Origin of the sequence: Arthrospira sp. PCC 8006 (genome assembly GCF_046480465.1) — a bacterium.
In the GTDB taxonomy this organism is placed as follows: Bacteria; Cyanobacteriota; Cyanobacteriia; order Cyanobacteriales; family Microcoleaceae; genus Limnospira; species Limnospira platensis.
The window spans coordinates 1-14,327 of sequence record NZ_PKGG01000134.1; the positions used below are offsets into that span (position 1 = coordinate 1).

The window sequence follows — 14,327 nt, forward strand, 5'->3', positions numbered from 1 at the left end:
GCCTTCCGTTCCCCGCTTCTATCCTGGGGTTATGATTCCCAAAACTGGGGGTGGCTATCGCCGTTACTCTCTACTCCCTGATTTCTCAGTTCGTTTATGACCTTGAGTTCCCTGCCTTGCTTAGTTACCTAAGCGTCGGGACATATAATCAGTTATGAGGATGCTCAGGAGAGGTCTCCTTATATCCAGATTCGGAGCTGGAATCCTCACCGGGTAGTTATTTCGGGCATTTAAGCCCTATTTCATACCCGAACGTCTCGCACCTGCATCTAGCACGAAATATTCACCTTTGTTGATACTCAGGTAAATCCTGGCTATTGCATCTTGGGCTGACCGTCCGGGTCGGAACCCATAGCTTGTGTTTTCAAATCTCGATTCCCATTCAGGTTCGAGTGCCGATTTAACCAAGGCTTGCCTAGCTCTATCTGGGATTGTGGGTATTCCCATTCCCGCTTTTCTCATCCCTACCGGGTTTTGGAATCCACACCCATCGTAGCGGTTTTGTTTTGAGTTTTCCCTTAATGTTCTTAACAAGCTCAAACCTTTGTCTTGGGGAGATTGCTCTCATTCCATCAACTCCGGCAGTTTTCTTGCCTTGACCCGCCTGGGGGGCGGGTTTATTAAGCTGACTGTTGGGAAGCATGGCTGACCGTGGAACCCGCCCCTACAGCCGCACTGCTAAGAGTCGGGCATAATATGATTTCACCAATAGACGTTGCCACCTTCTTACCTTTGCATCCTGTCCCGATTTAGCTGCTTGAAATATACTCTTTTGGAGCTTGAATACTTTCCGCTGAACCTTAGTCCATGGGATTGTCTTCCATGCGTTGTTCGTAGTCTTGATTGGTTTTGGTTTSCCAAAYCCTYTCTTTAAACTCGCTATCGCCATTTGTACACCTACTAGACTCTATTTCTTACAATCAAACCGTGACCTGTTAGCATATCCCTACCATTACAGCAGGGCGTTGGCTTCTGGTCACATCTCACATCCTCTAGGACTTGCGGTTACACTTATCCCTACTGAGGTATCGACCATACTCTCAGAGTCCAGGAGGACTTAAAACGTTCTGTTTATATGGGCATTCCATCTTTAGATTTGTCCTCTCCACCGGGGTACTTTTAAAAGTCTGTGTAGGTGTTGTAGAGAAAACCCCACTTTTCCCCTTGTTCTTTTGAACGCAGCGTGTCAACCTATTTCGCTACCTAATATTGACGGTGGTTCATGCCGGACATTCGGTTTCCCTAATCATGGATGGTTGGCAGTGGTCTCGTTTCTGGTGTTAGGTTACACCTTGGAGCCTTCCGTTCCCCGCTTCAGTCCTGGGGTTGTGATTCCCTAAACTGGGGGTGGCTATCGCCGTCACTCTCTACTTCCTGATTTCTCAGTTTGTCTATGACCTTGAGTTCCCTGCCTTGCTCAGATTTCTCCAAGCGTCGGGACATATAAACAGTTATGGGGATGTTCAGAGACGAGCCTCTTATATTCAACCAGGGAGTTGAAATCCCCATCAGGCGGTTATTTCGAGCATTGCAGCTCTATTTCATGCCTGAACGTCTCGCACCAACCTTGAAGATTGTAGCAAATCAGGGGCAGTTTTCGGCACTTTCATAATTTATCGCGCTCCAATGAGGTCTGGGTAGAGGGTACATTTTTTAAAGAAAATGGTAGGCGGGAACGGCATTTCCCAGACTGAACTCCCATAGGTCGATGTTTTGTTGCTGTTGGGCGACCCACTCGACTAGGGCGACTTCTTGACTGCGGGGAATGAGTAAATAAATGCGTTCTGCGTCTTCGGTAGCTTTACCCTGAACTATGGGATATTTGCTGGCGATCGCATTTATAAAATCCTGCCACTGTTGTTCCTGTTGCTGTTCAAAATTGAGGCGCTGCTGGTGTAGACGTTTTTTCTGCAAAAAATAGTCCCGTCCCTTAGTTGGCGGCGCGGTGGTATCAGAAGATGGCTTCTCCTGGTTGAATGGTTGGGGGATAGCCTCCAGTAGGTACTCAGCCCGACCTGTTAATTTTTCYAATTGCCGAAAATAGCGATCGCCCTCTGTGGTCAGATGTTCGCACAATCTCGCCTCGGAATCAAAACAAGTCCCAAACCGCACAGGTAAAACGGTAGTTTCCTCAAATATCTGACACACAATCCGATCATGGGTCAAAACCGCCCGCATTAACTCTTCCTCATTGTCAGCCGAGAGATTTTCCGCCTGTAGGTTTGGTTCCACCACGGCGGCTAAAGCCCCAGCCTCCAGTAAAACTACTGGTTCATAGATTCCCTGAACGGATTTCCAACTAATTGATTGACTCTTAATAAAGGCATATACATACATTTAGAGACACTCCTACCCATCGACAGCTTTTTTATCAAAAATCAGATTTATCCTAGGATATAGGCTCTAAGAAAGCCCCTAGGAGGCATTTTTTGGTGTATGGTGGTGGGCGGGGTAACTATGATATACCGGGCGTGAACCCGCGCCTACTTAACCCACTCCCAAACTAATACCAATTGTGCGAGTCCCGATCGCCAAATTGATTCAGTTATCATGGGTTCTTCCCAATCAATTTCTACCCCATCGATCCATATCCCCAATTCCGGCGACACATCTCGCAGTTGAGTAATAATTGCGTCGCTACAGATACCCACTTGCTGAAACCTTTGACCACCTAAGCATTGTACGGGACTCGCAGTATCGATCGCCGATGCTAGACCGCCATTATCAACTCCAGTCTGGTCAGGCTGCCAATCAATCACAGCACTTTCATCTAATATAGTACCTATCAACCGGGGAGGTTCACGGGTAGCGATATCAATTTCCCAATGATAGCCTGGGAAATCAGCACTTAAAATCGCCACTAATCTAAGGGTTCCTTTATACCATAGTTTACCCGGTTCGAGAACGCGGACAGTAATGCCACCAATAAGTCTAGCGATCGCCGCCGAACCTCTAACAGTATGCCACATCAGAGATTGGATCAACTGACTGAGGCTAACTTGAGGAATCATCACATAGCCATAAGGAGATGATTGGCGATTATCTTGAGATTCTGAGGCGATCGCTTCCACCAAATCCCAGGCTTTGCGAATCAGAAAACGATTAAATATATCTGGGGATAGTTTAGGTTCTGGGGAGGAAACCCGGCGATTTTTACTATGAGAAACCGATGATTTAGCAGGTTCATCCGCCGCCGCAAAATTCTCATAACTTAAACATAATTTTTCCAGGGGAACCGCTATTTTTTGAATAATTTTTTCTTGAAAAGAACGACTAAAAATCATCATATCAGTGAGTTTCAGTTGACTTACCAATAAAAGGTATGGAGTCATTTCCTCGGAATCGTAACTACCTTCCATGGGATCATAATTAACCTCATTAACCTGATGGTTACTCCACTGCATCGAAGGATAATTAACTAACAACTGAAATCCGAAATCTAATAATAGTTGACCGGGTTCCCAATTATATCCAGGTTCGAGAACTGCAATTGATTGTGATTTCCATAAATCCAGCGCCTCAAATTCTTGATTAATAATATTTTTAAGCTGCTCAAGCAGAGACTTGGCTGAACGAGGAACAGTACATAACTCACAGTCAAAAGACTGCACGATCGCATTATGATGTAAATTAAATTTAGGACTCTCACCCGTAGCCAGGTCTAAATCATATTGACCCTGGGGAGTTTTCAGGATTAAACTAGCTACCAGTCGCAAAACCCCTGGTTTTCTTGTACCTCGAGGGGAAGTTACCATCACCTCAATTCCAGTTAGCAGCGCCATAATATTTTCAGCACTACAGCCTAAGCGCCACAATAATAGGGTTTGCAAATCACCGAGAGTTACAATTTCCGATGGACTCTTATCCGATAAATTCCCGGACTTAGGGTAACTTTTTTCTGTGGTTTTTTGCCATTCTAAAAAATGATGCCAAATATCCACCAGTTCCTCGGCAACGTAGGGAATCAGACGTTCTTCGGCGGCCAAAGGTGGCTCACTGGCGACAGAGAGGGAATCAGAGTTAATCTCAGCATTAGTCTGTAGGAGAGCATCAGATGATGAATCATTAACTAGCGATCGCAGACTAAATATCAGTTCTACCAACTTTTCCAGACTGTTAATTAAAGCGCCTGTTCCCACACCTTTACCCAAATCTCTGAGACGGGAAACATCAACTTTCACTAAAGTTAACTGTTGGGCGATCGACATATTTTTAGCCGTGGTACTATCGTCGCCATAGATAATTAGATCAGACATCAATGTCCTCCGATAATTCTTGTAAAGGTAAACCTAGACTATCCACTACCTTGATAGAGTACCCTGTTGAGGGAACTAAGGCTAAACCAGTTTGTTTCCAAGGTGCTAAGGCTGTAGCGACAGGACAGTTATACTCAACTAAACGATGACCTGACCAATTAAAAATTTGCATTTTTCCAGGTTCGATCGTCCAACCATAACCCCAGTCTGCCATAAATAAAGCTGTCGGGGGGGATGCTACAGCCACACGAATGACACTGAGAGGTTTAAGATTGATTTGCAGTAGGGTTAAGGGTTGATGCTGACATAAAGCCAGGATCGTATAAGGATGAGGGGTGGCGAATACTTGGTTAACATTGATGGGTAATTTTATGGTTCCCATGGGCGCACCTCGGCGACTGTACATCTGAAAAATAGTTTTCGGTGATGAGGGTTTAGTGTTTGACCAAGTAGCCAATAAATGCCGCCCATCAATAAAGGTTAATTGAGGTAGTATTTGTGTGGAAACGGAAATCACTTTTAGGAGTTTTATGGATGAGTGACCCTGATTTTCGGTGCTATGGTCGGGGTTCGTTAATCCTTTGGTGAGGGAGTAGAATCGCAGTTGACCAGGTACAGCGATGGTTAAATAGTCCCGTTGGCATTCTGGAAGTAGATCTGCTTGACCTACTAAGGAAGAATTAAAACGAGATTTAACTAAATCCTGGGATATAGCGAGGGTAGTTGGTTTAAGGGTTGTGTCTGTTTCTTTAAAGATTTTTTGGAGAAACCCGAGGGATTGAGAGTCTGGCTGATGACTGGAATTATGCCACCAATGGAGATAATTATTGGTCAAAATATAACACCCGTGGGACATGGGATATAAACTAACTACAGATTCTGATAGGGTGAAGGATTGAGAGTGTTGTTCTGTGTAAGACCAGGTGATCACATTGCTACCGGTGGCACTGTAGAGATGGGTCGGATTTGATGCCAGAAGGGGTTGGCTATCAGAGGGGGGAGGGTTGTTTAATTTATAGGGGAGATCATAAAATTCCAGGGAGTCGATCGCATTGCTGTCCTGGTCTAGGGAGTTCGTCGCTTCCCCTGTTGTGGTAATCTGTGATGGGGAATACCAGGGAATTAGGCGATCGCCTATTTCTTGGACAGATGGATCAGCCATAGCCGCCTTTAAACTTTCTGTCATAGCGCCGGCGCTGGGAAAACGACGGGCTGGCAGTTTTTCCAGGGATGTTTGTAATATATTTTGTAGGCACTCTGGCAAAAAAGTCGGCCGTTCAACTCGATGGTTCATGTGTGCCCACATCAGTTCATTAAATAAACCATGAAAGGGGCGATCGCCTACTAATAATTCATACAATACCACCCCCATAGCATATATATCAGATTGAGCCGAATACATACCATAAAACCTTTCGGGGGCCATATAAGCCGGAGAACCCCCAGGCGCGTGACTCGGAGAACCTATATCATGGTGACTAGGTAGACGACGAGCAATGCCAAAATCAGATAGTTTCGGCTGCCATTTACCAGCCACTATCGTCAGCAGTATATTCTCGGGTTTAATATCACAGTGAATTATGCCCCGCTGATGAGCATAGTCTAAGCCTTGGAGTACCTCTACTATAATCTGTAGACCTTCGAGGAGTCCTAGAGTTTGATTACCCTCAATTAAACCCCGCAAAGTTCCTGCCTCACAGTAGTCCATCACTAGATAGCGCCCGTTTTGGATATGTTCTAAACCCAGACAGGCAGCAATATTAGGATGCTGTAAACTAATGATATACCAAAGTTCTTGCAGGAACTGACTGGTTGACGTAGCCGAGTGGCTCAGTTCTTTGAGTGCGACCAATTGACCCTTTTGGCGATCGCTCGCGCAATAAACCTTCCCATACTGTCCTTGTCCTACCAACCCCAAAATTCTATATTTAGAACGCTGCATAATAGCTTTAGCCAGTGCCCTCCCAAATCCGATTAAAATATATCTATGACAAATTGGTATTTAATGCCCAAGCTAATAAAGTAGGCTCCCACTTTTTGGATTTGCTCATATACCACATTCGCTCACAGGATCACTATGTCATCTAAAATCGAGTCCCAACCCAATGCCCAATTAAATTATCCCGCTCCTACTAGAATCATACAATCTAGGAGCCAATATCAACCCTGCCATATTAATGTCCCTGATTTGGAACGACCTGTTCCTGGTATTTCTCTCGGTCGGGAATATTATAGTTTTTTTCGGGCTGTACCCACCGCTGACAAGACATTTGAGATTATAGCCAAATTGAGCAACATGGGGGAAAATACAGTCATTACTAAAGTACCCAAAGCATATATAATTTGGGTCCTTGAACCCCAAGGGTCGCTATGTCAAAAGTAACCAACAGGGAAAAGGCAACAGGGAAGGGGTCATTTGCTAAAATCTGACACCCCATAGCCTGTCAACCCAATCCTCAGCCTGGTGTTAACACATTAGCACTGGGCGCTATACTTTAACCTAATTACAATAAAGACTGAACCACATCATTATGGCTAAAGTGATCCGCCTCGAACCTATCGCTGAGGAGATGGAGGTTAAAACTAATTCTAACCTTTTATCTGCTTTGCTGTCTAAAGAGCTTCATGTGTTGAAAGAATGTGGCGGTCGTGGAATGTGCGCCACCTGCCATGTTTATATTAAAGATGGCATGGAGAGTTTGTCGCCGGTTAACCGACGAGAACAAAGAACCCTAGAAGTTATTACTACGGCTCAAAAAACATCCCGCCTCGCTTGTCAGGCGCAGGTTATCGGAGAGGGTATTGTTATTGAACTACCTTCCGGGATGTATATTAACGCTATTGAGGATGTGGAGTCTTTGATCGGACGACGCGCTGAACAGGAACTCCTGCATCCTATTACTGGGTATGTAGTGGTGGAAACTGGTAAACTGATTACCCGCTCCATTATTAATCAACTCAAAGAAACTCAATTCCAGGTCGGTGAATATATGTCTCGCACTACAGATGCTAAATAAGTTGACACTTAACAGGCTTTGAGGATTTCCCCCCCCTCTCCCCCAGCCGACCAGTTAGGGAGAGGGGCTATGACTAGCAAAAAAATCATTTTTTTGATGGTTTGTAAATCTTGCCATTGGGGAGGGTAGCGCCAGCGAGTTGAGCGCCTTTGAGTTCAACCCCAGCCAAAATAGCGGCGCGCAGATTAGCTTCTCGGAGGTCAGCCTTGGTTAAATTAGCTCCGGTCAGGTTCGCATCAGTCAAATCGACGCGATCGAGATAAGCGCCACGTAAGTCAGCATTAATCAAGCAAGCATTTTGCAAGTTAGCACCACTAAGGTTAGCAGCACTAAGATTAGCCTCCATTAATAATGCACCCACTAAAGTAGCTTCACTCAAATAGGCTCCGGCTAGATTAATCCCCGTTAATAATTTGTGGCTCAAGTCCACGCCGCCCAAATCAGCACCACTGAGGTTAACTTTAGTTAGGTGAGCGCCATTAAGACAGATATCTCGCAAATAGGTTTTGCTGAGGTTGGCTCTGCTGAGGTTGGCTCTAGTTAGGTTAGCTTGATGCAAATCAGCTTCTACGAGGGATGCTAGGTTGAGATAGGCATCTGTGAGGTTAGCGCCGCGCAAATTAGCACGGCCAAGATTGGCTTTAGTTAAATCAGCTTCGGTCAAGTTAGCACCCATGAGATTAGCACGAGTCATTTTGCACTCGGTCAGATTGGCGGCGCTAAGGTTGACATCCTTGAGGTTAGCAGAACTTAGATCAGCTTGGAATAAGTCCGCCTCAGATAAATTAGCTTTAATTAAATAGGCACGAACAAAGTTAGCTGATTGTAAATTGCTTTTGGTTAAATTGGCGGAACTGAGGTCTGCTTTATGAAAATTGGTTTTGATAAAAATAGCCTCAGTTAAATCAGCCCAATTTAGATGAGCCGATTCTAGGTTAACAGCACTTAAAGTTGCTCCTTGTAGATTGGCTCCATTGAGACTAGACCCACTGAGGTTAGCTCCAGTTAAGTTAGCTCCACTGAAGTTGACTTTACTGAGATTTGCTAAACTGAGATGAGCCCCGCTCAGATCGGCTTCACTAAAATCAGCCCCAATCAGTTGTGCTCTGTTATTGATCTGTGAGGCTCCTACGCCGATGGTAGAGATACTACTACTTTCGGGATGGTTGCTGGTGGTGAGGATAATGCCACGCAAGCTAATTCCTTTAAAGTTTCTCTCTCCTTCTGCATATCGACTGATAAGTTCTGTGGCATCCATAAGTTAGGGCAAAAATCAATCTGGTTTAGCCTCCCATTGGTTATCCAGACTTTTGTTGGCAAAGTTGCCGGAGAATGGTGTCATGGTCTTGATTTTCATCAACCATTGCTTCTGCAGCCTTGAGGCGATCGCTTAATCCTACAATAAAGCAGTTATAATCTGCCCCGAGGGATTGACAAGTCGTTTGCACACAATGCAAATCACGGCCAGTTAACTGGCTAAAAAAGATGCTAAATAAGCCCGCCTCCAGGTAGCAAACTGGTCGTTTCCATTCAGGAGCCTCCTGGCTAAAGGGAGAGTGAGTAGTTTTAATCAACAGAAATCCTTGTTGATTATAAGATCCATCTATATCTAAAGTTCCCCAACCGTGAGTTTTCCAACATTGTTGTAAGCACTGAGTAAATTGTATCATTTCCATACTGCCCAGGGGCTGATGGTAATATTCGGCGATTTCTTCGCAAAATCTAACGTAAAAGTGTTTCCCCCACCAGCGACCACAGTTAAATAGTACCAGACGGGCGGCTTGACCTGTTTCTTGTTCTAAGCCCTTATAAATCGCTCTGACTAGGGTATCCGGTAGGGCTAAAATGCGATCGCCGCGCCGATTTTCTAATAAACCGAGTTCTAAATCCCCCCGAACATAACTATTAAATGCGAAGTAGTTGCCGGGGAGTTGGGTTTGTTTCAGTAGATCATCAATTTCTATCATGGTGGGTCTCCTTGTTTAACTAATAGGCAATGATAGGCATAAATAAGCTAATCTGAGTTAGCAAGTAAGGTATCTTTAGCGAGATTGAGGTTGTCTTCCAGATAAATCATGGCTTTGGGAGAGAGCATTTCTTGAAGGCGGGCTAGTAAAAGTTCATGAATTTTGGTTTCAATGGTTTGACTTTGGCGAGTCTTAACAAAACCTCTCAGCCAGTCTAAGACATTATTTTTTAGGTAGTCGGTATCATCTAGCAACATAGCCATGGCACAATGACGCATAATCAGAATCCAATGTTGTAGAGATTTTTCTACCAGGGGCTGTTGTGCTTCCGGAAAAGCCGTCTGTAGCTTTTCAACAATTGGTTCAAAAATGACAGCTTCGCGATCGCGCAAAAATTCGTAGATCTTGAGTCTTTGAGCCAAAGTTGACGTATGGCGTTTAAATTCCTGAAGTTCTTCAGGTTTCAGATAGCGATTTTCAGCTTGAGTCAACAAGCTATTAACATCTGAGGACATAAGTTTTACCTAGGAATTATGGATGTGGAAGTTGGATTATGTGGTCAGATTTTCCCTGATAATTAACTTATAGTTTTAGAACAAATTTACCAGATCGTCGATGGTGACATCATTTTCTGTTTCTGGCGAATTTTCCGCGAAAGAAACCGATGATTTGCTGGGAAAGACTCCCACTTCTGGTGTGCCTTCCCAGACAAACCGATTAAAAAATTCCGCCACAGAAATGCTCAACTTTTCTAAGTCTTCACCCCCCGTATTATTGGGGCTGCTGGAACTTTGGCTAGTTCCTTGCCAGTTAAGATTATTGAAGAATTCCTGAACAGAAATAGATAGCCAGTCCTTGGGTTGGTCAGTCATTATTTTCGGTTTCCGTCTTGTAATTTCCGTTGAATGTCGCGGGCTGTTGCGCCTTCGTTAAGCCAGAATGCTGCTGCATCAATGCGATCGGGGTTGCCGAGTAAAAATTTACAGTAGGTCTCTCCCATGGAGTAGCATTGTAGTTCAATACAACTGAGGGGTTTTTTAACCAGGGTGCTAAAAAATCCCGAAAATAGGCCAGCGTAGATGTGACAGACGGGTTTTCCCACATCTCCGAGACTACGGGCTACAGCCGAGTCGAATAGATTAATAAAAATACAGCCATGTTGGCGATCGCTCATATCTACCTCCCATCGTCCCCATCCTTGGGCGGTAAAAGGCCACCACCAGGTTTCTAATAGGAACATCAGGTTAGACTTGCGGATACTACGGCCAAATTCTTCCTCAAACCATTTTTGGAAAAATTCCGCATCTTCTAGTCCCCACTGATGTCCAATGGTGTACATGATGACTGATGAAGCCGGACCAACTTCTTCCTCTAATCCTTCTACCAGACCAATAATAAAATCTTCGCTAGTGAGGACATTGCGGGAGTTATTCCAATCGGTGATAGAACCTGTGGACGATTCCAGGCTAAAAAAATCTTGAAACCTATAATGGTTATGAGCTTTAGGATTATAGCGTTTCAGCAGGGATTCCGTCTGAATTTCGTTTTTAACCGGAGAAGTTGAGGTCATCTTTAGAATACTCCTTTTTAACGGGGGTGGACCCAAAGTAGATGTAAATAAGTTTCTTAATCTTAGGGGATCTTAGAGAGGGCAGCATTGAAGGAACCGAATACCGACAGCCGGCTAATAGATATCAATCAGCCGATACCCTACGGGGTTCCTAGGCTAAAGGGAAGTGGAGACCGGGTTACTGCCATTTATTCCGGCAATGTTCCCGGCGGCGACCCCTTGAGTCACTCTTTGCACCCCAAAGAGTCTCGATAGTGGGTCAATTTATCGATTGACCCCAAGGAATCCTGTGATCCAACCAAGGGGTTGAAATTCCTAGCAGGCAGTTTTTAGCCTGAGCGTTACCCAGAATAGATCGTATATACACCCTCTTTACTAATTTAACTGAAGGCAGGTGATGAGGGCTATCAATTTCTGATCTAGTTGATGGGGTCTGGCGAAGGTCATGGGTATTCACACCGGGGAAAATGCGACTTTGAATAGTAACCACGACAAAAAGAAATCGAGAATAAAGATAGCCAGCAGGGAGGTGACTACAGCAGTTGTAGTTGATTGTCCGACTCCTTTAGCGCCTCCGGTGGTGGTTAGACCCCAACTGGTGCCAATGACGGCGATCGCCCACCCAAAGACCACCGACTTAATTTCGGCGCTAATCAAATCCCACAATCCCATTAAATCTCGAATCGAGTCGAGGAACAGCACCGATGGGATATTGTAAAAATTGGTAGCTATGAGTAACCCACCTGCTAACCCAGTAATCAGACAAATGATTGTCAGTAGGGGAAGCATGAGGGAGCAAGCCAGCACACGGGGAATCACCAGATAGTCTACTGGGTCAGTTTTCATCATATATAGAGCATCAATCTGTTCTGTAACTTGCATAGTTCCCAATTCAGCAGCAAAGGCTGAACAGACCCTTCCCGCAATAATTACAGAGGTGAGAACCGGGGTAAGTTCTCGGCTGAGAGACAAAGCCAGAACTCCTCCGACTAAGTGACCTGCGCCCAGGGCAATAAATTCCTGGGCTACTTGAATAGTGAACACCATACCGACGAAACTAGCGGTCAGCAGGGCGATAAATAGGGATTCAGGACCAACGATCGCCATTTGTTCTAGGGTATTGCGGCGGTGAATTTTTCCCTGTAGGACGTGCAGCAGAACCTGTCCCCCCAAAAACAGGGAGGCGACAAAGCGTTTTGTCCAAATACCAAGGCTAGAACGGGTTTTAGTGGGATTCAATGAACTGACCGGGGTTGCAGTAGTAAATTATATACCTGGTGGCTGGTGGGCTAATATAATTATATCAAATCCACATCATCTCGGCATCTGCCAGGGGCTGTTTGCTTCTTACCTAGCTGCATTTTAGCTCCAATTTAGTCTAGGATAAGTGAAAATTATTATTTTCGAGTAGAGTAGATTAGGATCAATGGCAGATATTGTAGATATAGCAGTGAGTTCAGGGTGTTTTACGACTTTGGTGGCGGCGGTACAGGCGGCGGGATTAGTGGAAACSCTGAAAACTCCGGGCCCTTTTACGGTTTTTGCGCCCCATGATGATGCTTTTGCGAAACTCACGCCGGGAACTGTTCAGACTTTGGTGCAGAACCCGCCCCAGTTAGCCCGGATTTTAACGTATCATGTGGCGGCTGGTAAGTTCCTGAAGGCAGACTTAGAAAAACTGGATTATTTAACTTCTGTTGAAGGTGCGCCTATTTCTCTGGATTTTACCGAGGGATTTGAGGTGAAAAATGCMACGGTTATTACCCCAGATATTGAAGTAGATAATGGGGTGATTCATGTGATTGATACAGTGATTTTAATGGGATAATATCCCAGTAATTAAACTGAAAAATTCCAGTTATTTAGCATTGTTTGATTCCACAAAAAGGTAGTTGTCACGCCCGGAATAGGTGGGATTGCCATGGATTTAAATAAGTTTATTTTGGGGAAGGAGATTAAAGGCTGCATTGCTGGCAACGTAAGTAAAGGAGCGCCCCTATGACTACTGCGCTAGGACAATGGTTGAGTAAACTTGACTCGGAAAAGCGTTTACAACTGCTGCGCCACCAACTGAGTGATTTTGCGAAGGCGGGGGAAGTGGAGCGGTTGCGGTCTTGGCTGACAGATTTTGGTTTTTTGCAGCATAAGTTGGAGGCGGTGGGGATAAGGGCGCTGATTAGTGATTATGATTTGGTGTTGCTGTTGCTGTCGGGAGAGCAGGGAGGGACATTAAAACTGATTCAGGAGGCGTTGGGGCTATCGGCTGATGTGTTGGCGGAGGATAGCAGTCAGTTGGCGGGGCAACTTTGGGGGCGGTTGTTATCTTTTCAGCAGCCGGAAATTGTGGCTCTCCTGAAAGATGCTCAACAATGGCGCGACAAGCCCTGGTTTCGCCCTTTCACTGGCAACCTGATTGCCCCAGGGGGGCCGCTGATTTGCACGCTGACGGGGCATACTGAGGAGGTAAATGCAGTGACGATCGCCCTCGACGGGAAAACAGCGGTTTCCGGGTCGGAGGATAGGACGCTGAAATGGTGGGATTTGGCTACGGGGGAGGAAATAGTCACGCTGAGGGGGCATAGTGGGGCGGTAAATACGGTGGCGATCGCTCCCGACGGGAAAACAGCGGTTTCCGGGTCGGAGGATAAGACGCTGAAATGGTGGTATTTGTCTACGGGGTGGGAAATAGCGACGCTGAGGGGGCATACTGAGGAGGTAACATCAGTGGCGATCGCTCCCGACGGGAAAACAGCGGTTTCCGGGTCTGGGGATAGGACGCTGAAAGTGTGGGATTTGTCTACGGGGTTGGAAGTAGCGACGCTGAGGGGGCATACTGACTGGGTAAGATCAGTGGCGATCGCTCCCGACGGCCGAACCGCGATTTCGGCATCGGATGATAACACGCTGAAACTGTGGTATTTGCCTACGGGGGAGGAAATAACCACGCTGGGGGGGCATACTGACTGGGTAACATCAGTGGCGATCGCTCCCGACGGCCAAACAGCGGTTTCCACATCGGATGATAACACGCTGAAAGTGTGGGATTTGGTTAAGGAGACGGAACTTGCTACCCTGACGGGGCATAGTGAGGCGGTAAATGCAGTGGCTATTAGCCCGGACAGCCAAACAGCGGTTTCGGCATCGGGGGATAACACCCTGAAACTGTGGGATTTGGCTACGGGGTGGGAACTTGCTACCCTGAGAGGGCATAGTTTTCGGGTAAATGCAGTGGCTATTACCCCGGACGGGAAAACGGCGGTTTCGGCATCCTCGAATCACACGCTGAAACTATGGGATTTGGCTACGGTGTCCGAAGGGGTTAACTTACAAGGGCATGGTTTGTGCGTAAAGGCGGTGGCTATTACCCCGGACGGGAAAACGGCGGTTTCGGCATCGGGGGATAAAACCCTGAAACTGTGGGATGTGGCTAGGGGCTGGGAACTAGCGACCCTGAAGGGACATAGTAGCTGGGTAAATGGGGTGGCTATTATCCCGGACGGGAAAACGGCGATTTCGG

General features: G+C 45.9%; 16 protein-coding genes. 4 read left to right on the top strand and 12 right to left on the bottom strand.

From position 1 onward, the window contains the following. Positions 1–237: 237 nt before the first annotated feature. From B9T16_RS17875 to B9T16_RS17900, 6 genes are all read right to left on the bottom strand, one after another. Positions 238–462, bottom strand: coding sequence for an RNA-directed DNA polymerase (locus tag B9T16_RS17875; RefSeq protein ID WP_071941189.1), 225 nt, complete (start codon positions 460–462; stop codon positions 238–240). Further along, positions 422–643 carry a hypothetical protein gene (locus tag B9T16_RS17880; RefSeq protein ID WP_014274215.1) on the bottom strand — a complete coding sequence of 74 codons (222 nt, stop codon included), beginning with the start codon at positions 641–643 and terminating at the stop codon, positions 422–424. Before B9T16_RS17880 ends, B9T16_RS17875 begins: the two co-directional genes overlap by 41 nt. Before the next feature lie 21 nt (positions 644–664). Then, positions 665–889, bottom strand: a complete 225-nt coding sequence (locus tag B9T16_RS17885) for a reverse transcriptase N-terminal domain-containing protein (RefSeq protein WP_410245390.1) — start codon at positions 887–889, stop codon at positions 665–667. A 764-nt stretch (positions 890–1,653) separates the two neighbouring features. Beyond that, positions 1,654–2,337 (bottom strand): GvpL/GvpF family gas vesicle protein, encoded by a 684-nt coding sequence (locus tag B9T16_RS17890; protein ID WP_006617801.1) that lies wholly within the window; start codon positions 2,335–2,337, stop codon positions 1,654–1,656. Between the two features lie 146 nt (positions 2,338–2,483). Beyond that, positions 2,484–4,256, bottom strand: a complete 1,773-nt coding sequence (locus tag B9T16_RS17895) for a hypothetical protein (RefSeq protein ID WP_006617800.1) — start codon at positions 4,254–4,256, stop codon at positions 2,484–2,486. After that, positions 4,249–6,198 (bottom strand): serine/threonine-protein kinase, encoded by a 1,950-nt coding sequence (locus B9T16_RS17900; RefSeq protein ID WP_410245391.1) that lies wholly within the window; start codon positions 6,196–6,198, stop codon positions 4,249–4,251. The genes B9T16_RS17895 and B9T16_RS17900 overlap by 8 nt, the downstream gene beginning before the upstream one ends. Positions 6,199–6,333: 135 nt before the next feature. On the opposite strand from B9T16_RS17900, the gene B9T16_RS17905 reads away from it, so the two are divergent. Then, positions 6,334–6,639 (top strand): hypothetical protein, encoded by a 306-nt coding sequence (locus B9T16_RS17905; RefSeq protein WP_014275285.1) that lies wholly within the window; start codon positions 6,334–6,336, stop codon positions 6,637–6,639. A 148-nt stretch (positions 6,640–6,787) separates the two neighbouring features. Beyond that, positions 6,788–7,273, top strand: coding sequence for a 2Fe-2S iron-sulfur cluster-binding protein (locus B9T16_RS17910; RefSeq protein ID WP_006617797.1), 486 nt, complete (start codon positions 6,788–6,790; stop codon positions 7,271–7,273). A gap of 85 nt (positions 7,274–7,358) precedes the next feature. Here the strand turns inward: B9T16_RS17910 and B9T16_RS17915 are convergent, their stop codons facing one another. The 6 genes from B9T16_RS17915 to B9T16_RS17940 form a co-directional block, all read right to left on the bottom strand. After that, complete coding sequence (locus B9T16_RS17915; protein WP_006617796.1) at positions 7,359–8,531, bottom strand: pentapeptide repeat-containing protein; 1,173 nt, start codon at positions 8,529–8,531, stop codon at positions 7,359–7,361. Between the two features lie 40 nt (positions 8,532–8,571). Further along, positions 8,572–9,240, bottom strand: a complete 669-nt coding sequence (locus tag B9T16_RS17920) for a V4R domain-containing protein (protein WP_006617795.1) — start codon at positions 9,238–9,240, stop codon at positions 8,572–8,574. Positions 9,241–9,287: 47 nt separating this feature from the next. After that, positions 9,288–9,755: a phycobilisome protein gene (locus B9T16_RS17925; protein ID WP_006617794.1), complete on the bottom strand. Its 468-nt coding sequence runs from the start codon at positions 9,753–9,755 to the stop codon at positions 9,288–9,290. A 75-nt stretch (positions 9,756–9,830) separates the two neighbouring features. Then, positions 9,831–10,112, bottom strand: a complete 282-nt coding sequence (locus B9T16_RS17930; protein WP_006617793.1) for a hypothetical protein — start codon at positions 10,110–10,112, stop codon at positions 9,831–9,833. Beyond that, positions 10,112–10,810, bottom strand: coding sequence for a V4R domain-containing protein (locus B9T16_RS17935; protein WP_006617792.1), 699 nt, complete (start codon positions 10,808–10,810; stop codon positions 10,112–10,114). Before B9T16_RS17935 ends, B9T16_RS17930 begins: the two co-directional genes overlap by 1 nt. A 453-nt stretch (positions 10,811–11,263) precedes the next feature. Beyond that, on the bottom strand, positions 11,264–12,049 hold the full coding sequence (locus tag B9T16_RS17940; protein WP_410245392.1) for an MlaE family lipid ABC transporter permease subunit: 786 nt from the start codon (positions 12,047–12,049) through the stop codon (positions 11,264–11,266). A 187-nt stretch (positions 12,050–12,236) separates the two neighbouring features. Here B9T16_RS17940 and B9T16_RS17945 point away from each other — a divergent pair, with 187 nt between their 5' ends. Together B9T16_RS17945 and B9T16_RS17950 are read left to right on the top strand one after the other, a co-directional pair. After that, on the top strand, positions 12,237–12,638 hold the full coding sequence (locus B9T16_RS17945) for a fasciclin domain-containing protein (RefSeq protein WP_410245393.1): 402 nt from the start codon (positions 12,237–12,239) through the stop codon (positions 12,636–12,638). Positions 12,639–12,808: 170 nt separating this feature from the next. Continuing rightward, positions 12,809–14,327 (top strand): hypothetical protein (locus B9T16_RS17950; RefSeq protein WP_410245394.1); only part of this gene is annotated, 1,519 nt, incomplete at its 3' end.